Origin of the sequence: Streptomyces lomondensis, from assembly GCF_014651035.1 — a bacterium.
Taxonomy (GTDB): Bacteria; Actinomycetota; Actinomycetes; order Streptomycetales; family Streptomycetaceae; genus Streptomyces; species Streptomyces lomondensis.
The window spans coordinates 221,021-243,886 of sequence record NZ_BMWC01000006.1 but is presented as its reverse complement, the minus strand read 5'-3'; the positions used below and the strand labels follow the sequence as shown (position 1 = coordinate 243,886).

General features: G+C 71.6%; 22 protein-coding genes. 12 read left to right on the top strand and 10 right to left on the bottom strand.

From position 1 onward, the window contains the following. Positions 1–20: 20 nt before the first annotated feature. On the bottom strand, positions 21–896 hold the full coding sequence (locus tag IE255_RS21935; protein WP_190052060.1) for a 3-hydroxybutyryl-CoA dehydrogenase: 876 nt from the start codon (positions 894–896) through the stop codon (positions 21–23). Positions 897–1,076: 180 nt separating this feature from the next. On the opposite strand from IE255_RS21935, the gene IE255_RS21930 reads away from it, so the two are divergent. Then, positions 1,077–2,336, top strand: coding sequence for a glycoside hydrolase family 10-like protein (locus IE255_RS21930; protein WP_234560144.1), 1,260 nt, complete (start codon positions 1,077–1,079; stop codon positions 2,334–2,336). A gap of 1 nt (position 2,337) precedes the next feature. Here the strand turns inward: IE255_RS21930 and IE255_RS21925 are convergent, their stop codons facing one another. After that, the gene (locus IE255_RS21925) at positions 2,338–2,538 is read right to left on the bottom strand and encodes a DUF1918 domain-containing protein (protein WP_190052058.1); all 201 of its coding nucleotides are present in this window, start codon (positions 2,536–2,538) and stop codon (positions 2,338–2,340) included. A 92-nt stretch (positions 2,539–2,630) separates the two neighbouring features. Next, on the bottom strand, positions 2,631–3,551 hold the full coding sequence (locus IE255_RS21920; protein WP_190052057.1) for a DMT family transporter: 921 nt from the start codon (positions 3,549–3,551) through the stop codon (positions 2,631–2,633). Between IE255_RS21920 and IE255_RS21915 the strand changes: the two genes are divergently transcribed. From IE255_RS21915 to IE255_RS21905, 3 genes are all read left to right on the top strand, one after another. Next, positions 3,550–4,986, top strand: a complete 1,437-nt coding sequence (locus IE255_RS21915) for an aminotransferase-like domain-containing protein (RefSeq protein WP_190052056.1) — start codon at positions 3,550–3,552, stop codon at positions 4,984–4,986. The two genes, IE255_RS21920 and IE255_RS21915, sit on opposite strands and share 2 nt — an antisense overlap. Before the next feature lie 40 nt (positions 4,987–5,026). Continuing rightward, a complete protein-coding gene (locus IE255_RS21910) occupies positions 5,027–5,467 on the top strand; it encodes a GNAT family N-acetyltransferase (RefSeq protein ID WP_190052055.1) in 441 nt (146 codons plus the stop codon). A 73-nt stretch (positions 5,468–5,540) separates the two neighbouring features. Then, complete coding sequence (locus IE255_RS21905) at positions 5,541–6,134, top strand: histidine phosphatase family protein (RefSeq protein ID WP_190052054.1); 594 nt, start codon at positions 5,541–5,543, stop codon at positions 6,132–6,134. Positions 6,135–6,138: 4 nt separating this feature from the next. Here IE255_RS21905 and IE255_RS21900 read toward each other — a convergent pair whose 3' ends face one another. Next, positions 6,139–6,618: a DUF6314 family protein gene (locus tag IE255_RS21900; RefSeq protein WP_190052053.1), complete on the bottom strand. Its 480-nt coding sequence runs from the start codon at positions 6,616–6,618 to the stop codon at positions 6,139–6,141. A 137-nt stretch (positions 6,619–6,755) separates the two neighbouring features. Here IE255_RS21900 and IE255_RS21895 point away from each other — a divergent pair, with 137 nt between their 5' ends. The 6 genes from IE255_RS21895 to IE255_RS21870 all read left to right on the top strand — a co-directional run bounded on the left by IE255_RS21895 (position 6,756) and on the right by IE255_RS21870 (position 14,189). After that, complete coding sequence (locus IE255_RS21895; protein WP_190052052.1) at positions 6,756–9,239, top strand: alpha-L-arabinofuranosidase family protein; 2,484 nt, start codon at positions 6,756–6,758, stop codon at positions 9,237–9,239. Positions 9,240–9,361: 122 nt separating this feature from the next. Beyond that, on the top strand, positions 9,362–10,390 hold the full coding sequence (gene argC, locus IE255_RS21890) for an N-acetyl-gamma-glutamyl-phosphate reductase (protein WP_190052051.1): 1,029 nt from the start codon (positions 9,362–9,364) through the stop codon (positions 10,388–10,390). Next, positions 10,387–11,538, top strand: coding sequence for a bifunctional glutamate N-acetyltransferase/amino-acid acetyltransferase ArgJ (argJ, locus tag IE255_RS21885; protein ID WP_190052050.1), 1,152 nt, complete (start codon positions 10,387–10,389; stop codon positions 11,536–11,538). The genes argC and argJ overlap by 4 nt, the downstream gene beginning before the upstream one ends. Then, positions 11,535–12,440, top strand: a complete 906-nt coding sequence (gene argB / locus IE255_RS21880; RefSeq protein WP_190052049.1) for an acetylglutamate kinase — start codon at positions 11,535–11,537, stop codon at positions 12,438–12,440. The genes argJ and argB overlap by 4 nt, the downstream gene beginning before the upstream one ends. Next, a complete protein-coding gene (locus IE255_RS21875; RefSeq protein ID WP_190052048.1) occupies positions 12,437–13,636 on the top strand; it encodes an acetylornithine transaminase in 1,200 nt (399 codons plus the stop codon). The genes argB and IE255_RS21875 overlap by 4 nt, the downstream gene beginning before the upstream one ends. 7 nt (positions 13,637–13,643) lie before the next feature. Then, on the top strand, positions 13,644–14,189 hold the full coding sequence (locus IE255_RS21870; protein ID WP_030243838.1) for an arginine repressor: 546 nt from the start codon (positions 13,644–13,646) through the stop codon (positions 14,187–14,189). Between the two features lie 70 nt (positions 14,190–14,259). Here the strand turns inward: IE255_RS21870 and IE255_RS21865 are convergent, their stop codons facing one another. From IE255_RS21865 to IE255_RS21840, 6 genes are all read right to left on the bottom strand, one after another. Next, positions 14,260–15,063 (bottom strand): FAD:protein FMN transferase, encoded by an 804-nt coding sequence (locus IE255_RS21865; protein WP_229906521.1) that lies wholly within the window; start codon positions 15,061–15,063, stop codon positions 14,260–14,262. Beyond that, positions 15,056–16,111: an FMN-binding protein gene (locus tag IE255_RS21860; protein ID WP_190052047.1), complete on the bottom strand. Its 1,056-nt coding sequence runs from the start codon at positions 16,109–16,111 to the stop codon at positions 15,056–15,058. The genes IE255_RS21865 and IE255_RS21860 overlap by 8 nt, the downstream gene beginning before the upstream one ends. Before the next feature lie 40 nt (positions 16,112–16,151). Continuing rightward, complete coding sequence (locus tag IE255_RS21855; RefSeq protein WP_190052046.1) at positions 16,152–17,534, bottom strand: ferredoxin reductase family protein; 1,383 nt, start codon at positions 17,532–17,534, stop codon at positions 16,152–16,154. A 126-nt stretch (positions 17,535–17,660) separates the two neighbouring features. Further along, on the bottom strand, positions 17,661–18,359 hold the full coding sequence (locus IE255_RS21850) for a L,D-transpeptidase family protein (RefSeq protein ID WP_190052045.1): 699 nt from the start codon (positions 18,357–18,359) through the stop codon (positions 17,661–17,663). A gap of 3 nt (positions 18,360–18,362) precedes the next feature. Further along, entirely contained in the window at positions 18,363–18,950 is a 588-nt protein-coding gene (locus IE255_RS21845; RefSeq protein ID WP_190052044.1) for a pyridoxamine 5'-phosphate oxidase family protein, read from the bottom strand. Positions 18,951–19,092: 142 nt separating this feature from the next. After that, positions 19,093–20,025 (bottom strand): hypothetical protein, encoded by a 933-nt coding sequence (locus tag IE255_RS21840; RefSeq protein WP_190052043.1) that lies wholly within the window; start codon positions 20,023–20,025, stop codon positions 19,093–19,095. Positions 20,026–20,242: 217 nt separating this feature from the next. Here IE255_RS21840 and argH point away from each other — a divergent pair, with 217 nt between their 5' ends. Both argH and IE255_RS21830 read left to right on the top strand, forming a co-directional pair. Continuing rightward, on the top strand, positions 20,243–21,676 hold the full coding sequence (gene argH / locus IE255_RS21835) for an argininosuccinate lyase (RefSeq protein WP_190052042.1): 1,434 nt from the start codon (positions 20,243–20,245) through the stop codon (positions 21,674–21,676). 151 nt (positions 21,677–21,827) lie between these two features. After that, entirely contained in the window at positions 21,828–22,799 is a 972-nt protein-coding gene (locus tag IE255_RS21830) for an aldo/keto reductase (protein WP_190052041.1), read from the top strand. The last annotated feature ends 67 nt before the right edge of the window (positions 22,800–22,866 follow it).

Genomic DNA, 22,866 nt, shown 5'->3' with positions numbered 1-22,866 from the left:
TAATCGGCCGTGGGGATCTCTCAGCCGTACGTGTAGAAGCCGGAGCCGGTCTTGCGGCCCAGCCGGCCCGCGTCGACCATGCGCTGGAGGAGCGGGGGAGCGGCGTACAGGGGTTCCTTGTACTCCTCGTACATGGACTGCGCGACCGAGGCGACCGTGTCCAGGCCGATCAGGTCGGACAGCTTCAGCGGGCCCATCGGGTGGGCGCAGCCCATCTCCATGCCGTTGTCGATGTCCTCGCGGCTGGCGATACCCGTCTCGAACATGCGGATCGCGGAGAGCAGGTAGGGGATCAGCAGCGCGTTGACCACGAAGCCGGACCGGTCCTGGGCGCGGATCGCGTGCTTGCCCAGCAGCTTCTCCGCGAACAGCTGGGCGCGGCTGATGGTGCCCTCGGACGTGGTGAGCGCCGGGATCAGCTCGACGAGCTTCTGCACCGGGGCCGGGTTGAAGAAGTGGATGCCGATGACCTGGTCGGGCCGCGAGGTCGCCACCGCCAGCTTCACCAGCGGGATCGACGAGGTGTTGGAGGCCAGGATGGCGTCCGGCCGGGTCACGACCTGGTCCAGCACCTGGAAGATCTCGGTCTTGACCTGCTCGTTCTCGACGACGGCCTCGATCACCAGGTCACGGTCGGCGAACTCGCCGAGGTCCGTGGTGAAGCTCAGGCGGGCCAGCGTGGCCTCCTGCTCCTCCTCGGTGATCTTGCCGCGCTCGGCGGCCTTGGCCAGGGAGTTGAACAGCCGGGTGCGGCCGATCTCCAGGGCCTCGCCGGTGGTCTCGGCGACCATGACGTCCAGGCCGGCCCGGGCGCACACCTCGGCGATGCCCGCGCCCATCTGACCGCAGCCCACGACTCCGACGCGTGCAATGTCTCCCGCTGGGGTCTCCGTCACATCGTCCCTTTCGCTGCTGATCCACGACCGGGCAGGTTCGCCGGGTCCCGGTGCCTGCTCCGTTCGTGCACGTTACTCCCAAGTATCGATGATCGATCGCGGGGGGCGGTTCCCCGTCGGGCATGCTGGGCCCGGAGCGATCCGCGACCGGGCGGATCCGCGGCTTTTTGGGGCATGCGGATGGGACGAGTGTCACGCAGGGCGTTCGCGGTGGCGGCGCTGTCGGCTTTCACGATGATGCCTCCGGCGTCGGCCGCACCCGGAAGGGACGGCAAGCACGGCAAGGACGGCAAGGGCGGCGGCCGGGCGCCGGTCTCCGAGATGCGGGGCGTGTGGCTCGCGACCGTGGCCAACCGCGACTGGCCGTCGAAACCCGGGCTGACCGTCACGCAGCAGCGCGCGGAGCTGCTCACCCACCTCGACACGGCGGTCCGCAACCGGCTCAACACCATCGTCTTCCAGGTGCGGCCCGCGGCGGACGCCCTGTGGCCCTCGCCGTACGAGCCGTGGTCGCAGTACCTCACCGGCACCCAGGGCCAGGACCCGGGCTGGGACCCGCTGGGCACGGCCGTCGAGGAGGCCCACGCCCGCGGCCTGCACCTGCACGCCTGGTTCAACCCGTACCGGGTCGCCGCCCACACCGACCCGACCCGGCTCGCCGCCTCGCACCCCGCCCGGAAGAACCCGGAGTGGGTGGTGCCGTACGGCGGGAAGCTCTACTACAACCCGGGGCTGCCCGAGGTCCGCGCCTTCGTGCAGGACGCGATGCTCGACGCGGTGGCGAAGTACCCCGTCGACGGCGTCCACTTCGACGACTACTTCTACCCGTACCCCGTGGCGGGCCAGAGCTTCGACGACGACGCGGCCTACGACGAGTACGGCGCCGGCTTCCCGGACCGGGCCGCCTGGCGGCGGGACAACATCGACCGGCTGGTGCGGGAGACCGCGGGCCGCGTCAAGGAGGTCCGGCCGGGCGCCCGCTTCGGCATCAGCCCCTTCGGTGTGTGGCGCAACGCCGCGACCGACCCGCTCGGCTCGGACTCGCGCGCGGGCGTGCAGACGTACGACGACCTGCACGCGGACACGCGCAAGTGGGTGCGCGAGAGCTGGATCGACTACATCGTCCCGCAGCTGTACTGGAACATCGGGTTCGCCGCCGCCGACTACGCCAAGCTCCTGCCCTGGTGGGCGGAGGTCGCGCGCGGCACCTCGACGCAGCTCTACGTGGGGGAGGCGCTGTACAAGGCCGGTGATCCCGCGCAGCCCGCGGCCTGGCAGGACCCGGCCGAGTTGTCCCGGCACCTGACGCTCGCCAAGGAGCACGCTCAGGTGCGCGGGCACCTCTACTTCGCCGCCAAGGACGTGGCGGCCGATCGGATCGGGGCGAGGGCGAGGGTGGTCGCCGACCACTACGGGCAGCCGGCGAGTCCCCCGCGCTGAATCACGGCCCGGTGGTGGTCTCCCTGTGACGGATCTCTGTGTCGGGTCCCGGTGAGCAGACGCCCTCGTGCCCGTCCTCGAACCGGACGCGGTACGGGGGGTTGCCTCCCTCGCCCAGCACTTCGACGATCTCGCCGACCTTGTCGTGCTGACCGACCACCCTGCCGTGCTGGACAAGCTGGTCGCCCACGGTTGCGCGCATCTGGGGCCTCCTCACGATGTGCGGAGCAGCGGTCCGTGGCCTTGAGTCTACGGCGGGGGGCGCCGGTTGGCAGGGGCCGTACACCGCCCTGCTCAGCCGCGCGCCCGTTGTGTGACGGCGATGCAGACCAGCACCGCGGCGGCCGTCAGCGGGGCGGCCACCGTCAGGTGCTCGCCCAGCAGCAGCACCGACCACACCAGTGTGAGCAGGGGCTGGGCCAGCTGCAACTGGCTGGCCTTGGGGATGCCGATGGCCGCCATGCCCCGGTACCAGACGACCAGCCCGAGGAACTGCGAGCCCGCCGCGACCCACAGCAGCCCGGCGACGCTGTGCGCGGTCAGGTGCACCGGCTCCTGCGCCAGGGCGAGCGCGGCGACGGGCACGGCCGGTGGCAGGCACAGCACCAGTGCCCAGCCGATGACCTGCCAGCCCGGCATGACCCGGGCGAGCCGGCCGCCCTCGGTGTAGCCGGCCGCGCACACCAGCAGCGCCGCGAAGAGGTACAGGTCGGCGGTGGTCAGGGCGCCGCCGCTCTGCTGCACGGTGAAGGCCAGTACCGCCGCCGCGCCCGCGAGGGCCGCGATCCAGAAGCTGCGCGAGGGCCGGGTGCCGACGCGCAGGGCGGACAGGAGCGCGGTGGTCAGCGGGAGCAGACCGACCACGACGGCGGCGTGCGCGGTGGTCGAGGTCTCCAGCGCGAGCGTGGTCAGCAGCGGGAAGCCGAGGACGACACCGGCCCCGACGACCGCGAGGCCGGGCCAGTGGCGGCGGTCGGGCAGCGGCACGCGCAGCCACAGCAGGGCGCCGCCCGCGATCGCCGCGGCGAGGACGCTGCGCACGGCGACCAGCGACCAGGTTCCGAAGCCCTCCAGCCCCCAGGCGGTGGCCGGGAACGTGAGGGAGAAGGCGATGACCCCGAGGGCGGCCTGGAGGGTGCCGAAGCCGGGGCGGTCCGGCTCCGCGGTGGCGACTGCTATCGGTGGTGCGGCAGTAGCGCTACTCTGTGCTCTCATGCAAGAGCGTAGCAGCGTCGGTGAACTGGCGGAACAGCTGCGGCGGGAGCTGGACCGCTACTCGCCCGGTGGAAAGCTGCCGTCGAGCCGGGCCCTCGTCGAACGGTTCCGGGTGAGTCCCGTGACCGTGTCGCGGGCCCTCGCGCAGCTCGCGGCCGAAGGCCTGGTCGTCACCCGGCCCGGCGCGGGCGCCTTCCGGGCTCAGCCCCGGACGGCTCCGGCTCCGGCCGGGGACACCTCCTGGCAGGAGGTCGCGCTCAGCGCGGACGGCGCCGCCGATCTCGTCCCGCGCTCGGTGGACGCCTCCGGGGTGCTGGTGTCGCTGGCCGCCCCGCCGCCCGGCGTGATCGAGTTCAACGGCGGCTATCTGCACCCGTCGTTGCAGCCGGAGCGGGCGATGGCCGCCGCCCTGTCGCGCGCCGGACGCCGGCCCGGGGCCTGGGGGCGCCCGCCCATGGAGGGGCTGCCCGAGCTGCGCGAATGGTTCGCGCGGAGCATCGGCGGCTCGGTCACGGCCGCCGAGGTGCTGGTCACCGCGGGCGGGCAGTCCGCGCTCACCACCGCCCTGCGCGCCCTCGCCCCGCCCGGCGCACCCGTCCTGGTCGAGTCGCCGACGTACCCCGGCATGCTCGCCATCGCCCGTGCCGCGGGCCTGCGCCCGGTGCCCGTCCCGGTGGACGCCGACGGGGTGCGACCGGCGCTGCTCGCCGACGCGTTCCGGGCCACCGGCGCCCCGGCCCTCGTCTGCCAGCCGCTCTTCCAGAACCCCACCGGTGCCGTGCTCGCGCCCGAGCGGCGCGCCGAGGTGCTGCGCATCGCCCGCCGGGCGGGCGCCTTCGTCATCGAGGACGACTTCGTACGGCGGCTCGTGCACGAGGACGCGGGGCCGCTGCCGCGCCCGCTGGCCGCCGACGACCCCGACGGCGTCGTCGTGCACGTCTCCTCGCTGACCAAGGCGACCTCGCCGAGCTTCCGCGTGAGCGCCCTCGCCGCGCGCGGGCCGGTGCTGGAGCGGCTGCGCGCCATCCAGGTCGTCGACACCTTCTTCGTGCCCCGGCCGCTTCAGGAGGCCGCGCTCGAACTCGTCGGCTCGCCCGCCTGGCCGCGTCATCTGCGGTCGGTGTCCGCGGAGTTGAAGGCGCGCCGGGACGCGATGACCGCCGCGCTCGGGCTGCACCTGCCGGAACTCGCGCTGCCGCACGTCCCGTCCGGCGGCTACCACCTGTGGCCGCGCCTGCCCGAGGGCACCGACGAGGCGGCCCTGGTGGCGGCCGCCCTGCGCGCCGGCGTCGCGATCACCCCCGGCCGCCCCTACTTCAGCGCCGAGCCGCCGGCCGCCCACATCCGGCTGAGCTTCGCGGCGGTCGCGGGCACCGGCGAGATCACGGAGGGGGTACGGCGGCTGCGTACGGCCTGCGACGAGGTGCTGCGATAACCGCTCGACGGCCCTCCGGACGGCCTGCGAGCATCCCCTCATGACCGACACGCCGAGCCTGCCCGAGGGCTACGAGATCTCCACCGACCCCGCCCGCGTCGACGCCGGGCGCGTCCACCACTGGCTCTCCACCGACGCGTACTGGGCGCTGGGCCGCCCCCGCGAGAAGCAGGACCGGGCGATCGAGGGCTCGCTCAACTTCGGCGTGTACGACACGGTGTCGGGGGAGCAGGTGGCGTACGCCCGGGTCATCACGGACCGGGCGACCTTCGCGTGGCTGTGCGACGTGTACGTCGACCCGTCGGTGCGCGGCAAGGGCGTCGGCACCGCGCTCGTGGCGGCCGTACGGGAGGAGCTGCGGCAGTACGGGGTGCGGCGGGTGCTGCTCGCCACGCACGACGCGCACGGCGTCTACGAGAAGATCGGGTTCGCGGGGCTGGAGCGACCCGGGGACTGGATGGCGCTCCTGTTCGACCAGTGAGGTGCGGCGCACCCTGGGTAACTCCCTGGTAACACCTCTTGACCTGCGCACTTGCTGCACCCACGATCGCCGCATGCCACTGAGGGTCACGTTCGTCGCCGCCGCGCGCAGCGCACCGCCGCTCGCCGAGCGTTTCCAGGACGACCGGCCGCTGGACCAGGCCGGCTGGGGCGAGGTGGAGCGTGCCGCCCACGAGCTGCTGCCGCTGGCTGCGGCCGAGCTGCGCTACTGCTCGCCGGCCCCGCGCAGCCGTGCCACGGGGGAGGGGCTCGGATACGCGCCGCTGGTCCAGCTCGGCCTGCGGGAATGCGACATGGGCCGGTGGCGCGGGCTGACCGTGGGCGAGGCGATGGCCCGGGAGCCGGAGGCCGTGGACGCGTGGCTGGCCGACCCGCGGGCCACACCGCACGGCGGGGAGTCGCTGGTCGACTTCATCGCCCGGGTCGGCGGCTGGCTCGACACCCGGCCCGTGGAGGACGGCTGCCGGGTCGTGGCGGTGGCCGAGCCGTCCGTGATCCGGGCCGCGCTGGTGTACGCCCTGAAGGCACCGCCCTCGACGTACTGGAACATCGACGTCCGCCCGCTGTCGACGACTTCCGTGACGGGCCGCGCGGGACGGTGGAACCTGCGGTTCGACGGCGCGCCGGTCCAGCCTTCGCGCGCGTAGTAGCTCAGCTGTCAGTCGGCGTCCGCGTGCGTGGTGCGTCCGGTCGGTCCTCGCGCGCGTAGTCGGTGCGCAGTACGAGGTCCTTCGCTGGCCCCCGGACCCGCCACACCGTCCGCCAGTGGTCCGCGTCGCGGACCGTGAACTCGCCGCGGTAGAGATCCGCCGCGCAGGGGTGGTCGGCGGCATGCCGGCCGGACGACAGGTCCAGGTCGTGGAACGGCCGCCCGTCCGCGAACCGCACGTCCGCCGTGCCGCCGGGGCCCGGCAGGAACCGCAGCGTCCGCTCGGCGGGCCGGGCGACACCCTGCCAGACGAAGGTGCCGGACTCGTGGTGCAGCAGCCCACCCGTCTCCAGCGCATGAAAACTGGTGCTCCCGGTGAACTCGCCCTCCGCGCCGCTCGCGAGATCCCGCACCGACCGCACCACGCTCCAGTGCCCGGCCAGATACGCCAGCACGTCCGGCACTGGCCAGAACTCGCCCATCTTCTCCCGCTCTCCGTCCCATCCGTTGCTGCGCGACCCATTGACGTGCCCTCGCCTCCTCCCTATCTTGCCGTTCGAAGTGCTGATCAATGTCTGATATTTCGAACACTCCTCTACCAGAGAGCCGCGGAGTATCCATGCCACGCACCGCCCGCACCCGATGGAGAGTGGGTCTCACGGCCACCGCCCTCCTGACGGCAGCAGCCCTCGTACCGGCCCCCGCGCACGCCGAGGACGTCACCGACTACGCGATCACCGTCGACCCGTCCGCCCAGGGCGCCGCGATCGACGACACGATGTACGGCGTCTTCTTCGAGGACATCAACCGCGCCGCCGACGGCGGTCTGTACGCCGAGCTCGTGCAGAACCGCTCCTTCGAGTACTCCACCGCCGACAACGGCTCCTACACCCCGCTGACCTCCTGGGCGGTCTCCGGCACGGCCCAGGTCGTGAACGACGCCGGCCGGCTCAACGAGCGCAACCGCAACTACCTCTCCTTGGGCGCCGGTTCCTCCGTCACGAACGCCGGCTACAACACCGGCATCCGGGTCGAGGAGGGCAAGAAGTACGACTTCTCCGTGTGGGCCCGCGCCGAGAGCGGCACCACGCTCACCGTCTCGTTGAAGGACGCCGCGGGCAGCCTGGCCACCGCCCGCCAGGTGGCCGTGAAGGGCGGCTGGGCCAAGTACAAGGGCACCTTCACCGCGACCCGCACCAGCAACCGCGGCCGCCTCGCCGTCGCCGCCACGAACGCCGCCGCGCTCGACGAGATATCGCTCTTCCCGCGCGACACCTACAAGAACCAGCCGAACGGCCTGCGCAAGGACCTCGCCGAGAAGATCGCCGCGCTGAAGCCCGGCTTCGTGCGCTTCCCCGGCGGCTGCCTGGTCAACACCGGCTCCATGGAGGACTACAGCGAGGCCTCGAACTGGCAGCGCAAGCGCAGCTACCAGTGGAAGGACACCATCGGACCCGTAGAGCAGCGCGCCACCAACGCCAACTTCTGGGGCTACAACCAGAGCTACGGCCTCGGCTACTACGAGTACTTCCGCTTCTCCGAGGACATCGGCGCCATGCCGCTGCCCGTCGTCCCGGCCCTGGTGACCGGCTGCGGCCAGAACCGGGCCACCGACGACGAGGCCCTGCTCAAGCGGCACATCCAGGACACCCTCGACCTCATCGAGTTCGCCAACGGCCCGGCGACCTCCAAGTGGGGCAAGGTCCGCGCCGAGATGGGGCACCCCAAGCCCTTCCACCTGACCCACATCGGCGTCGGCAACGAGGAGAACCTCCCGAAGGAGTTCTTCGCCCGCTTCCAGAAGTTCGAGGCCGCCATCAAGGCGAAGTACCCGGACATCACCGTCATCTCCAACTCGGGCCCGGACGACGCCGGCACGACCTTCGACACCGCGTGGCAGCTCAACCGCGAGGGCAAGGTCGACATGGTCGACGAGCACTACTACAACAGCCCGAACTGGTTCCTCCAGAACAACGACCGCTACGACTCCTACGACAGGAACGGCCCCAAGGTCTTCCTCGGTGAGTACGCCTCCCAGGGCAACGCCTGGAAGAACGGCCTCTCCGAAGCCGCGTTCATGACCGGCCTGGAGCGCAACGCGGACATCGTCAAGCTCGCCTCGTACGCCCCGCTGCTCGCCAACGAGGACTACGTGCAGTGGCGGCCGGACATGATCTGGTTCAACAACCGGGCCTCCTGGAACTCGGCCAACTACGAGGTCCAGAAGCTGTTCATGACCAACGTCGGCGACCGCGTGGTCCCGTCGAAGGCCACCACCACGCCGGACGTCAGCGGCCCCATCACCGGCGCCGTCGGCCTGTCCACCTGGGCGACCAGCGCCGCGTACGACGACGTGAAGGTCACCTCGGCGGACGGCTCCACCCTGCTCAGCGACGACTTCTCCGGTGACGCCTCGAAGTGGAAGCACAGCGGCGCCGGCAGCTGGAGCATCCAGGACGGGCAGTACGTCCAGACGGACGTCGCCGCCGAGAACACCATGGTCACGGCGGGCGACCCGGCCTGGAAGGACTACGACCTGCATGTGAAGGCCACCAAGAAGTCCGGCAAGGAGGGCTTCCTCGTCGCCTTCGGCGTCAAGGACACCGGCAACTACTACTGGTGGAACCTGGGCGGCTGGAACAACACCCAGTCCGCGATCGAGCAGGCCGTCGACGGCGGCAAGGGCACGCTGATGACCAAGGCCGGGTCGATCGAGACGGGCCGCGCCTACGACATCGACATCAAGGTGCGCGGCCGCCAGGTCACGCTGTTCCTGGACGGCAAGGAGTGGGGCAGCTTCAAGGACGACAAGCCGGCCGAGCCGTTCCGCCAGGTCGTCACCAAGGACGCGAAGACCGGTGACCTGATCGTCAAGGTCGTCAACGCCCAGTCCGCCGAGGCCCGCACGGCCGTCGACCTGGGCGGCGCGAAGGTCGCGTCCACCGCCCGCGTGACGACGCTGGCCGCCGACGAGAACGCGGTGAACACCGAGACGGACACGCCGGTGACGCCGGTGACGTCCACCTTCCGGGGCGTGGCCGCGAAGTTCACCTACACCTTCCCGGCGAACTCCGTGACGTTCCTGAGGATCAAGCAGAGGTAACACTCGCTTCCTCTCGTGGGCCGCTGTCCTCCGGGCAGCGGCCCACTCGTGCATGGTCACGGAAAAGATTGCATAAACGTGCAGCGAAACGTATAGTCATGCCCTCTGAGGAGGAGGATTCCATGGCGGTACGTGCGGCAGTGGCCGGAGCGAGTGGATACGCGGGCGGGGAACTGCTGCGTCTGCTCCTGGCGCACCCCGAGGTCGAGATCGGTGCCCTGACCGGCAACTCCAACGCCGGGCAGCGGCTCGGTGCGCTCCAGCCGCACCTGCTGCCCCTGGCCGGCCGAGTGCTCCAGGAGACCACCCCCGAGGTCCTCGCCGGTCACGACGTCGTCTTCCTCGCGCTGCCGCACGGGCAGTCCGCCGCCGTCGCCGAGCGGCTCGGGCCGGACGTGCTGGTGATCGACATGGGCGCCGACTTCCGGCTGACGGACGCCGCCGCCTGGGAGAAGTTCTACGGCTCGCCCCACGCCGGAACCTGGCCCTACGGCCTTCCCGAACTGCCGGGTGCCCGCGCCGCGCTGGAGGGGTCCAAGCGCATCGCGGTGCCCGGCTGCTACCCGACCGCCGTCTCCCTCGCCCTCCACCCGGCGTACGCCGCGGGCCTCGCCGAGCCCGAGGCCGTGATCGTCGCCGCGTCCGGCACCTCCGGCGCGGGCAAGGCGCCCAAGCCGCACCTGCTGGGCAGCGAGGTCATGGGGTCGATGTCCCCCTACGGCGTCGGCGGCGTGCACCGGCACACCCCGGAGATCACCCAGAACCTCAGCGCGGCCGCCGGCGGGCCGGTCACCGTGTCCTTCACGCCGACCCTCGCACCGATGCCCCGCGGCATCCTCGCCACGTGCAGCGCCGCCGCCAAGGACGGCGTCACGGGCGAGTCCCTGCGCGCCGCCTACGAGAAGGCCTGCGCCGACGAGCCGTTCGTGCACCTGCTCCCCGAGGGGCAGTGGCCCGCCACGGCGTCCGTCTACGGTTCGAACGCCGTTCAGATGCAGGTCGCGTACGACGAGGCCGCCGGACGGATCATCGTGATCAGCGCCATCGACAACCTCACCAAGGGCACCGCGGGCGGCGCCGTCCAGAGCATGAACATCGCCCTCGGTCTCGACGAGACCACCGGACTGACGACGATCGGAGTTGCGCCGTGAGCGTGACGGCAGCGAAGGGATTCACGGCGGCGGGCATCGCCGCCGGGATCAAGGAGAACGGCAATCCCGACCTGGCCCTGGTGGTCAACACCGGCCCCCGCCGCGCCGCCGCCGGCGTCTTCACCTCCAACCGCGTGAAGGCCGCACCGGTGCTCTGGTCCGAGCAGGTCCTGGAGAGCGGCCAGGTGTCCGCCGTCGTCCTCAACTCCGGCGGCGCCAACGCCTGTACGGGACCGAAGGGCTTCCAGGACACGCACGCCACCGCCGAGAAGGTCGCCGAGGTCCTCGGGCGGGGCGCCATCGAGGTCGCCGTCTGCTCGACCGGCCTCATCGGCGTCCTCCTCCCCATGGACAAGCTGCTCCCGGGCGTCGAGAAGGCCGCCGCGTCCCTGAGCGAGCACGGCGGTGAGAAGGCCGCCATCGCCATCAAGACCACCGACACCGTCCACAAGACCTCCGTCGTGACGAAGGACGGCTGGACCGTCGGTGGCATGGCCAAGGGCGCCGGCATGCTCGCCCCCGGCCTCGCCACCATGCTCGTCGTCCTCACCACCGACGCCGACCTGGACAACGACGTACTGGACAAGGCGCTGCGGGCGGCCACCCGTACGACCTTCGACCGGGTCGACTCCGACGGCTGCATGTCCACCAACGACACCGTGCTGCTGCTCGCCTCCGGCGCCGCCGGCGTCACCCCGGAGTACGAGGAGTTCGCGGAGGCCGTCCGGCAGGTCTGCGACGACCTCGGCCAGCAGCTCATCCGGGACGCCGAGGGCGCCAGCAAGGACATCAAGGTCGAGGTGATCAACGCCGCCACCGAGGACGACGCCGTCGAGGTGGGCCGCTCCATCGCCCGCAACAACCTCCTCAAGTGCGCCATCCACGGCGAGGACCCCAACTGGGGCCGGGTGCTCTCCGCGATCGGCACCACGCAGGCCGTCTTCGAGCCGGACCGGCTCAACGTCGCCATCAACGGCGTCTGGGTCTGCAAGAACGGCGGCGTCGGCGAGGACCGCGAGAAGGTCGACATGCGCTACCGCGAGGTGCACATCGTCGCCGACCTCGCCGCCGGGTCCGAGACCGCCACCATCTGGACCAACGACCTCACCGCCGACTACGTCCACGAGAACAGCGCCTACTCGTCATGAGCACTACGCGTAAGCACACCGCCCTGCCCAAGGCGCAGATCCTCATCGAGGCGCTGCCCTGGCTGGTCCGGCACAACGGCAAGACGGTCGTCATCAAGTTCGGCGGCAACGCCATGATCGACGAGGACCTCAAGGCCGCCTTCGCCCAGGACGTGGTCTTCCTGCACCACGCCGGCCTCAAGCCGGTCGTCGTGCACGGCGGCGGACCGCAGATCAGCGCTGCCCTCGACCAGCACGGCATCGTCAGCGAGTTCAAGGCCGGCCTCAGGGTCACCACCGAGGACGCCATGGACGTGGTCCGCATGGTGCTGGCCGGTCAGGTGCAGCGCGAACTGGTCGGGCTGCTCAACCAGCACGGGCCGCTCGCCGTCGGCCTGACCGGCGAGGACGCGCACACCATCACCGCCACCAAGCACCAGCCCGAGATCGACGGCGAACTCGTCGACATCGGGCGGGTGGGCGAGATCACCGCGATCGACACGGGCGCGATCGAGGCCCTGCTCGCCGACGGCCGCATCCCGGTCGTCTCCTCCATCGCCCGCTCCCAGGACGACGGACACGTCTACAACGTCAATGCCGATACGGCGGCCGCGGCACTCGCCGCCGCGCTGGGCGCCGAGACCCTCATGGTCCTCACGGACGTCGAGGGCCTCTATGAGGACTGGCCGCACAGCGACGAGGTGATCAGCCGCCTCACCGCCACCGAGCTGGAGCGGCTGCTGCCGGACCTGTCGTCCGGCATGGTGCCGAAGATGGAGGGCTGCCTGCACGCCGTACGCAACGGCGTCACCACCGCCCGGGTCATCGACGGCCGGGTCCAGCACTCGATCCTGCTGGAGATCTTCACCGACGAGGGCATCGGCACGATGGTCGTGCCCGACGAGAAGGGGGACGTCGTATGACCGCCAACGAGGAGCTCACCCAGCGGTGGCAGGGCGCGCTCATGAACAACTACGGCACCCCGCTGCTGCCCCTCGTCCGCGGCGAGGGCACCACGGTGTGGGACGCCGACGGCAGGCAGTACCTCGACTTCGTCGGCGGTATCGCCACCAACGCGCTCGGTCACGCCCACCCGGCGGTCGTCGAGGCCGTGAGCCGGCAGATCGGCTCCCTCGGCCACGTCTCCAACTTCTTCATGGCCGAGCCGACCGTCGCCCTCGCAGAGCGGCTGCTGAGGCTCTTCGGCCGGGACGGCAGAGTCTTCTTCTGCAACTCCGGCGCCGAGGCCAACGAGGCCGCCTTCAAGATCGGCCGGCTGACCGGGCGGACCCATGTCGTGGCCACCGAGGGCGCCTTCCACGGGCGGACCATGGGCGCCCTGGCGCTGACCGGCCAGCCCGGCAAGCGGGAGCCGTTCCTGCCGCTGCCCGGCGACGTCACGCACGTGCCCTTCGGCGACGCGCAGGCCCTGGCCGCCGCGGTCACCGAGGAGACCGCGCTCGTCGTCATCGAGCCGATCCAGGGCGAACTGGGCGTCGTCGTACCGCCCGCCGGCTATCTCAAGGCCGCCCGGGCGATCACCGCCGCGACCGGGGCGCTGCTCGTGCTCGACGAGGTGCAGACCGGCATCGGCCGGACCGGGCACTGGTTCGAGTACCAGGCCCACGAGGGCGTCCTGCCCGACGTCGTCACCCTCGCCAAGCAGCTCGGCGGCGGGCTGCCGCTGGGCGCGACCGTCGCCTTCGGGCGGGCCGCGGAGCTGCTCCAGCCCGGCCAGCACGGCACGACCTTCGGCGGCAACCCCGTCGCCTGCGCCGCCGGGCTCGCCGTCCTCGACACCATCGAGAACGAGGGGTTGCTGGAGAACGTCAAGCGGCAGAGCGAGACATTGCGGGACGGGATCGAGGGCCTCCACCACCAGTTGATCGATTTCGTCCGGGGCGCGGGTCTCCTCCTGGGTATCGTGCTCACCGAGCCGCTCGCGCCGCAGGTGCGCCAGGCGGCTCAGGAGGCCGGTTTCCTGGTGAACGTGCCCGCTCCCGACGTCGTCCGGCTGATGCCGCCGCTGAACCTGCGCGACGACGAGGTGGACGCGTTCCTGGGCGCGCTGCCCGGCATCCTCCAGGCAGTGAACGGGGACGGACGATCCGGGGAATGAGACGACGATGAGCCAGGCGCAGGACCACGAGCAGCCGGGGGCGAACGGGCCCGCCGTGCCGCAGACCCGCACCGCACGCCACCGCCGGATCGTGGACATCCTCAACCGGCAGCCGGTGAGGTCGCAGAGCCAGCTGGCGAAGCTGCTCGCCGACGACGGGCTGAGCGTCACGCAGGCGACGCTCAGCCGGGACCTGGACGAGCTGAACGCGGTGAAGATCCGCAACGCCGACGGCGACCTGATCTACGCGGTGCCGAGCGAGGGCGGGTTCCGCACGCCGCGGGCTCCGCTGGGCGGGTCGGCGAAGGAGGAGCGGATGCGGCGGCTCTCGCAGGAGCTGCTGATCTCCGCGGAGGCTTCGGCGAATCTGGTGGTCCTGCGTACGCCGCCGGGTGCGGCCCAGTTCCTCGCCTCGGCGATCGACCAGGCCGAGCTGCACGACATTCTGGGGACGATCGCCGGTGACGACACGTTGCTGTTGATCAGCAGGGATCCGGTCGGGGGGCAGGCGCTGGCGGATCATCTGCTGAGGCTGGCGCAGAACGGGCACTGAGTGTCGTCGTCCGGGTGCGGGTGAGCTGTGGCTGGTCGCGCAGTTCCCCGCGCCCCTGGGTCGGCTTCACTCACCCCAGTCGTGCGGCCAGCCCGCCGGTGCAGCGCACCTCGTCACCGGCAGTGATGAGCAGCGCCTCCACATCCGGCAGCGACTCCAGCCACGCCAGGCCCTCCCGCGACCCCATCGCGAACGCCGCAGTCGCCCAGCAGTCCGCCCACGTCAGGCGAGGCCCCACCACCGTCACGGCGACCAGGTCGGTCACCGCGGAGCGACCCGTACGCGGGTCGACGATGTGCGCGCCCCGCTCCGCCGTACCGGACGTGGCCACGGACAGTTCGTCCGTGCCGGCCGCGGAGATGACCGCCGCGAGTCCGCCCGGACGCAGCGGGTCCGAGACACCGACCCGCCAGGGCCGCTGCGAGCCCGGCGTCCCGAGGAGCTGGACGTCGCCGCCGCCGTTGATGTTCACCCCGCACACCCCGGGCACCTCCGCCAGCCGCCGTGCCGCCCGCTCGACCGCCCAGCCCTTGACGATGCCGGTCGGGTCGAGGCGGCCCTGGTACGACGTGCTGAACCAGCCGTCGCTCAGCCGCTCCGCCTCGGCGGCCAGCTCCAGGACCTCGGCGACCTCGGGATCGCACTCGCCGACGGTCAGCTCACCGCGCTGGAGCCGGGAGACCTGGCTGTCCTCGCGGTAGGTGCTGAACACCTCGTCGACCCGGTGCAGTCCGGCGACGACCTCGTCCAGGGCCGCTCGCACGGCGGCCGGTTCCCCGCCGCGGACGTCGAGGGAGAAGACGGTCCCCATCGTCTCCTCCGCGTGACGTACCGCGGCGGGAGCCTGTGCGGAGTCGGCCACCGTGTCAGCCACCGGCCTGGTCCAGCGCCGACTGGAGGGACTGCTTGTAGCCCGCGCTGGTGTACGTCGCCCCGGAGACGGCGTCGATCTGCGCGTTTCCGGCCGCGACGGCCGCCTGGTTGAGGCGGGGGACGGAGGCGGAGGTGATCTGGTCGCTGCGTCCGCCCTTGGGGGCCTGGACCGCCTCGGCCTTGGTGATCTTTCCGCCGGCGACGGTGATGCGCACCTGGACCGGGCCGTACTGCGTCTGCGCCACGCTGCCGGTGAGGGTCTGCGTCTGGGCCTGGCCGCCCCCGGACCCGGCGGCCTGGGAGGAGCCGCCCCCTGCCGGAGCCTTGTCCAGGGCGGACTGGAGCGACTTCTTGTAGCCCGCGCTGGTGTATGTGGCGCCCGAGACGGCGTCGATCTCCGCGCTTCCCGTCGCGACGGCCGCCTGGTTGAGGCGGGGGACGGAGCTGGCCGTGATCTGGTCGCTGCGTCCGCCCTTGGGGGCCTGGACCGCCTCGGCCTTGGTGATCTTTCCGCCGGCGACGGTGATACGGACCTGCACCGGGCCGTACTCCGTCTGCGCGACATCGCCGGTCAGGGTCTGGGCGTTGCCCGAGCCCTGTGCGGCGCCGCCCGCGGCCTTGGCCTTGTCCAGGGCCGACTGGAGGGACTTCTTGTAGCCGGCGCTGGTGTACGTCGCCCCGGAGACGGCGTCGATGTCCGCGCTCTGCGCGGCGACCGCGGCCTGGTTGAGCCGGGGGACGGAGCTGGCCGTGATCTGGTCGCTGCGTCCGCCCTTGGGGGCCTGGACCGCCTCGGCCTGGGTGATCTTGCCGTTGGCCATGGTCAGACGGACCTGCACCGCGCCGTACTGCGTCTGCGCCGCGTCACCGGTGACGGCGCCGTTCACGCCGCCCTGCGGTGCCTGCCCGGCCGCCGCGGGCGGTGCCTGCCCCGCCGCCTGGGCGGAGCCCGGGTCGGAGGCCGGCTTCAGTGACAGCAGCAGCACGATCCCGGAGACGGTGGCTGCGCCGGCGAGCACGGCACGCCGGACGGGGTGACTCTTCCTCATCGTTTCCCAAACTCCTGAAGGGCCGTTGGTGTCCCGTCGCTCACATCTCGAACGACTCGTGATGGATACGGCGGGCGGGGACTCCCGCGCCGCGCAGTGCCTCGTAGACCGACTGCGCGAAGCCGGGCGGCCCGCACATGAAGACGTCGTGGTTGCCGATGTCCGGGATCTTCCGCTGGAGGGACTCGGCGGAGATGTCGGGGCGTTCGCCGTCCGGGCTGTTGACGGCGTACATCAGCCGCGCGCCGCGCTCGTCGGCGATCTTGGCGAGCTCGCCCCACAGGGCCAGGTCCTGGGTGCTGTTGGCCCGGTAGAGGAGCGTGATGTCACCGGACGCGCCGGGCAGCGTCTCGAACAGGGCCCGCATCGGGGTGATCCCCACGCCGCCCGCCACCAGCAGCACCTTGCCGCGGCTGCGGCGCTGCGCGGTCAGCGCGCCGTACGGGCCCTCCGCCCACACCCGGGTGCCGGGCGTCAGCTCGCGCAGCCGGGAGGTGTGGTCGCCGATCGCCTTGACGGTGATCCGCAGCATGTCCGGGCGGGGCGCCGCCGACAGCGAGTACGGGTGCGAGCTGAACCGCATGCCCGGCGCCAGGAACCGCCACCGGAAGAAGTGCCCGGCCTCCGCGCCCATCCGGTGCAGCTTGCGCCCGCCGATCAGCACGGACACGATCCCCGGGGTCTCCTCGATGACCGCCTCGACCCGCATGCGGTGCCGCAGGTTCAGCCGGATCGGGGTGAGGATCCGGTACCAGACCACCAGCGCGGTCACCACGCCGTACAGCCCGTACCAGAAGGTCTTCGCGGCCGGCTCGACGGCGAACTCGTTGCCCGTCGTGATCTGGTGCCAGAACGTCATGTACACCGACGCGTACGTGAGCAGGTGCACGTGGTACCAGGTGTCGTACCCGATCAGGCGGCGGACACCGCCGATCGACAGGATCCCGATGACGAACAGCAGACCGGTGCCGATGGCCGCCTTGCCCATGTCGGGCAGCTGGTTGATGGAGTCGGTCGTCTGCTGGACGATGTCGCCGAGCCCCTTGCCCGCCTGGAGGGCGTAGCCCCACATGGTGAGGAAGACGTGGGCGAGGACCAGGCAGAGCGTGTAGCGGCCGGTCATGGCGTGCCAGCGCGCGACCCGGTCGGTGCCCACCCGGCGCTCCAGCGCGGGAACCCGCGCCATCTGGAGCACCACCAGCGCCATCAGGTAGCCGGCGAGCAGGCCCGTGATCCGGCCGGCGGCCAGGATCTTGCTCGTGGTGTCCGCGAGGGACGGTGTGTTGTCCCACCACAGCCACAGCACGGCCGCCGCACCCGCCCACAGGGCGATCAGCAGCGGGACGGCCGGGGAGCGGCGCGGGCGGATGCGGCGCATCGTCTGGCGGCGGGCGGCACGGCCGCCTGCGAGCGTGGTGGTCACGGTTCCTCCGTGGGGACTTGACCCTTGGCCCACAGATACGTGCCGGGACACGGGAGTGTTCAGCCGCGTACGGAGTCGTGTGCGGACAGAGTGACCGCTGGTAACACTTGCCCGGCCGCCGAGCCTTCAGAGGCGGGTGACGGCCGTGCTCCCGCTCTCCGTTCCCACGGCGATGTGCGGCCGCCGCGCCGGGTCGGCCCAGGTGAGGATCCGCCGCATGGCGTCCTTCGGCACGGACACGCAACCGGCCGTCGCTCCACGGCCGTTGACATGGAGGAAGATGCCCGCGCCGCGTCCTCGCACGGGACGCTCGTAGTTGAAGCCGATGACGAGCGCGTACGCGTACCGCTCCCCGTAGGTGATCAGATGCTCGGACTCGGCGGCCCGGCAGTCGGCCGGACGGGGCTCCGTCCAGCGGTTGTAGGAGCGGGAGTCGTTGTCCTGGCACCACCAGGAGTCCTGGTGCACCCGGCGGTACGGGTACGCCGTCCCGCGCGGCGCCGCCTTGATGCCGAAGGCGTACGGCAGGCGGTACAGGCCCGTGGGGGTGGTGTTCGTGCCCTGCTTGCGGGAGGTGCCCGCCACGAGTCCGTTCGCTCCGAAGCGCGCGGGTGCGGAACCCCTCTTCACCCAGCGCCCGCCCGCGCGGTCCCACCAGATGACCGTGCCCGTCGTCGAGGCCCTCTTCGGGGCCACCGCGGTGATCAGCTGGGTGCCGCCGCCGGTGTCCGCCATCCGGGCCGGTAACGGCGGCGCGGGGGCGGGCGGCCCGGCGCCGAGCACGACGAGGGAGGAGACGGCGAGGGCGACGGCACCGGGGCGCATGCCTCAGACGGTAGAGGGCGGCAGCGGCAACGGCAGCCCGGGCAGTCCGTCCAGGCTGGTGGCGATGTGCTCCTTCTTGGTGAAGTAGGCGCTGAGCGAGGCGTCGTCCTCGCGCGCGAAACGCTTGCCGTGCAGGTCGCGGTCCGCCTCGTACGCCATGAAGGGCACGGCGTAGCCGCAGCTGTCGCGGACGAGTTCGGCCGTCACGACGACGATCGCGCGCAGCCCGTGCTGTGCCGGGTCGATGTCCGGGAAGTGGCCGAGCAGTTCCCCGAAACGGGGGTCGTCGCGGAAGACCGGCTCACCCCGGCCGTGCACGCGGACGATGTTCGGCGGGCCCTGGAAGGCGCACCACATCAGGGTGATCCGCCCGTTCTCCCGCAGATGGGCGATGGTCTCGGCGGTGGAGCCGGCGAAGTCGAGGTAGGCCACGGTGTGCTCGTCGAGCACCGCGAAGGAGCCCTTGAGGCCCTTGGGGGAGAGGTTGACCGTGCCGTCGGCGGACAAGGGGGCGGTGGCGGTGAAGAAGACCGGCTGCGCCTCGATGAACGAGCGGAGCCGGCCTTCTATGCGCTCATAAGTCTTTCCCATGGCTAACGATTATGGGTGACAGATCGTTCGCGCGTCTAAAGAATTGCGGGATCCGGTCACCTCTGCCGGACCCCGCCCCCGGGCGCCTGCCCGTGGCCGCCCCGGCCGGCGCTCACACGGGGCGGCCACAGCGCCTGTCACCTCACTTGGTGAGCGTGCAGGCGGCCAGGGAGTCCAGGCCCGCCGGACGCTCGGCCGTGCGGCCGATCGCGGTGGCGATGCGGTTGATCGCGGCGACGCGCTTGTCCTCCAGCGGGCCGAGGATGGCGTTCTGGACGAAGTTGGGGCCGCCCTGGCCGACGGTGTCGACGAGGCGCTTGTTGGCCTCCTGGATCTGGGTGTCCAGCTGGCCCAGGTTGCGGTCGACCTCGGCCTGGGCCGAGGCGGGGATCGCCGGCAGCTGGGAGGCGACGTCCGGGCAGCTGATCGTGCCGGCACCGGCGTTCCCCGCCTCGCCCGCGCCCGCACCGGCGCCCGCGTCCTCCTCGGCACCCGCGCCTGCCTCGGCACCCGCGCCCGCACCGGCTTCGGCGCCCGCACCGGCTTCGGCACCGGCACCCGCCTCCGCGCCGGCCTCCGCACCGGCGCCCGCTCCTTCACCCGCCGCCTCGCCCGCTCCGGCGCCGCCGTCGGCGTTGAGCTGGCAGGCGGCGAAGGCCTCGAGCCCCTCGGGCTTCTCTGCGGCGCGGCCGATGGCGGTCTCGATGCGGTTGAGGGCGGCGACGCGCTTGTCCTCCAGCGGGCCGAGGATGGCGTTCTGGACGAAGTTGGGGCCGCCCTGGCCGACGGTGTCGACGAGGCGCTTGTTGGCCTCCTGGATCTGGGTGTCCAGCTGGGCGAGGTTGCGGTCGACCTCCGCCTGTGCCGAAGCGGGGATCGCCGGCAGCTGACCGGTGACGTCCGGGCACGTGATGGTGCCGGGGCCCGCCAGCGTCCGGGCGTTCGTGCCGCCGCTGTCGGACGACTCCCCGGCGAGGGCGAAGCCGGCGATCGCCGTGCCGGACAGCGCCACCGCGGCGGCACCGCCGATGAACGCGACGCGACGCTTGTTGTACTTCGGAAGAGCCCTGGACATGGGGGTGCCTCACTAGGGGTCGGTGGATCGTCGGTGTACAAACGCGGCGCCTGCGTTCGGCGAGAGGTACGGGTAAGCGGTTTCGCGCGTTCAAAGGATCTTCGAATTCCCCTCGCTTGACCGGAAACCGACCCTCGACGCGCGGCGGATTGACGAATCATGCAGAGCTCTGCATAATCATGCAGGTCGCATCCGTACCCCTTGAGGAGCGCAGCAGGTGAGCAGCAACAGCGGTGACGTCCGGCTCTGGGGCGGGCGTTTCGCCGACGGTCCCGCCGAGGCCCTGGCGAAGCTGTCCGCGTCCGTCCACTTCGACTGGCGGCTCGCGCCGTACGACATCGCCGGTTCGCGTGCCCACGCGCGCGTGCTGCACAAGGCGGGCCTCCTCACGGAGGACGAGCTGACCCGGATGATCGCCGGCCTGGACCAGCTGGAGTCGGACGTGGCAGACGGCTCCTTCGTGGGCACGATCGCCGACGAGGACGTCCACACGGCCCTGGAGCGCGGCCTGCTGGAGCGCCTCGGCCCCGACCTCGGCGGCAAGCTCCGCGCCGGCCGCTCCCGCAACGACCAGGTCGCCACCCTCTTCCGGATGTACCTGCGCGACCACGCCCGGGTCATCGGCGGCCTGATCGCCGAGCTCCAGGACGCGCTGATCGGCCTCGCCGAGGCCCACCCCGACGTGGCGATGCCCGGCCGTACGCACCTCCAGCACGCCCAGCCGGTCCTGTTCGCCCACCATGTCCTGGCCCACGTCCAGTCCCTCTCCCGGGACGCGGAGCGGCTGCGCCAGTGGGACGCGCGCACGGCGGTGTCGCCGTACGGCTCGGGCGCGCTGGCGGGTTCCTCCCTGGGGCTGGACCCGGAGGCCGTGGCGAAGGACCTCGGGTTCGAGCGCGGCTCCGCCGGCAACTCCATCGACGGCACGGCCTCCCGGGACTTCGTCGCGGAGTTCGCGTTCATCACGGCGATGATCGGGGTCAACCTCTCCCGGATCGCCGAGGAGGTCATCATCTGGAACACGAAGGAGTTCTCCTTCGTGACCCTGCACGACGCGTTCTCGACGGGCTCGTCGATCATGCCGCAGAAGAAGAACCCGGACATCGCGGAGCTGGCCCGCGGCAAGTCGGGCCGCCTGATCGGCAACCTGACGGGCCTGCTGGCCACGCTCAAGGCCCTGCCGCTCGCGTACAACCGCGACCTCCAGGAGGACAAGGAGCCGGTCTTCGACTCCATCGACCAGCTGGAGGTCCTGCTCCCCGCCTTCACCGGCATGATGGCCACGCTCACCGTCCACCGCGACCGCATGGAGGAACTGGCCCCCGCCGGCTTCTCCCTCGCCACGGACATCGCCGAGTGGCTGGTCAAGCAGGGCGTCCCGTTCCGCGTGGCCCACGAGGTGGCCGGCGAGTGCGTGAAGGCCGCCGAGGCCGAGGGCAAGGAACTGGACGAGCTGACGGACGAGCAGTTCGCGAAGATCTCGTCCCACCTCACTCCGGAGGTGCGGTCGGTCCTCAACGTCCCGGGTGCCCTGGCCTCCCGCAACGGCCGCGGCGGCACGGCGCCCAGCGCGGTCGCCGTCCAGCTGGCCGAGGTGAAGCAGGACGTGGCGACCCAGCACGAGTGGGCCCTGGCCAAGAAGAAGGGCTGAGGGGTACGGACCCAAGGGGCGCGGGGAACTGCGCGAACAAGCGAGGACGACCCGCACTCGCCGACGCACCGTGACGGCCGAGCTCTGGGGCGAAGGTCATCGCAGGTTACGTTGTTCGGAAGCCACCGGAGCCGACCGAACGGAGCCGACGATGCCCTTCGCCCGCCTGGCCACTGCAACAACCCCCACCTGCCACATCGGCCTCGGCCTCGCCGCCGTCGGACGCCCCGGCTACATCAACCTCAGCCGAGACCAAGACCTCGGAGAGAACCGCAGCGTCGAAACGCTGCGCACCCGCACCCACGAACTCCTCGACGCCGCCTACGCCCAGGGCGTCCGCTACTTCGACGCCGCCCGCTCCTACGGCCGTTCGGAGGAGTTCCTCGCCGACTGGCTCAAGGCCCGCCCCGGCATCGACGACATCGTCGTCGGCAGCAAGTGGGGCTACACCTACACCGCCGACTGGTCCACCGACGCCGAGCAGCACGAGGTCAAGGACCACTCCCTGGCCACCTACGAGCGGCAGCGCGCCGAGACCGACGCCCTGCTCGGCGACCGGCTCGACCTGTACCAGATCCACTCGGTGACCCCGGACAGCCCGGCCCTCACCGACAAGGAACTGCACGCCAAGCTCGCGGAAGCCGCCGCCCAGGGCCTCACCATCGGCTTCTCCACCAGCGGCCCCGCCCAGGCGGACGCGATCCGGGCCGCCCTCGCCGTGACGGTCGACGGCGAGCCCCTCTTCCGTACCGTGCAGTCCACGTACAACGCGCTGGAGACCTCCGCCGCCCCCGCCCTCGCCGAGGCGCACGACGCCGGGCTCACCGTGATCGTCAAGGAGGGCATGGCCAACGGCCGCCTCGCCGGTGAGCACGCCCCGGACGTGCTCAAGGAGATCGCCGGGCAGACCGGACTGGGCTGCGACGCCGTCGCCCTCGCCGTCATCCTCCGTCAGCCCTGGGCCGGCGTCGTCCTCTCCGGCGCGGCCACCACCACCCAGCTCGCCTCGAACCTGCACGCCGCCGTCGTCGACCTCGACGACGACCAGCTGGCCCGCCTCGCCACGCTCGCCGAGGAACCGCACGCGTACTGGGAGCGGCGCGGACAGCTGCCCTGGCACTAGTCATTCACTGAAAACCGACGGCTGTGAGTCACGCATGCCCTGAGTCACGCATGCCCTGAGTCACGCA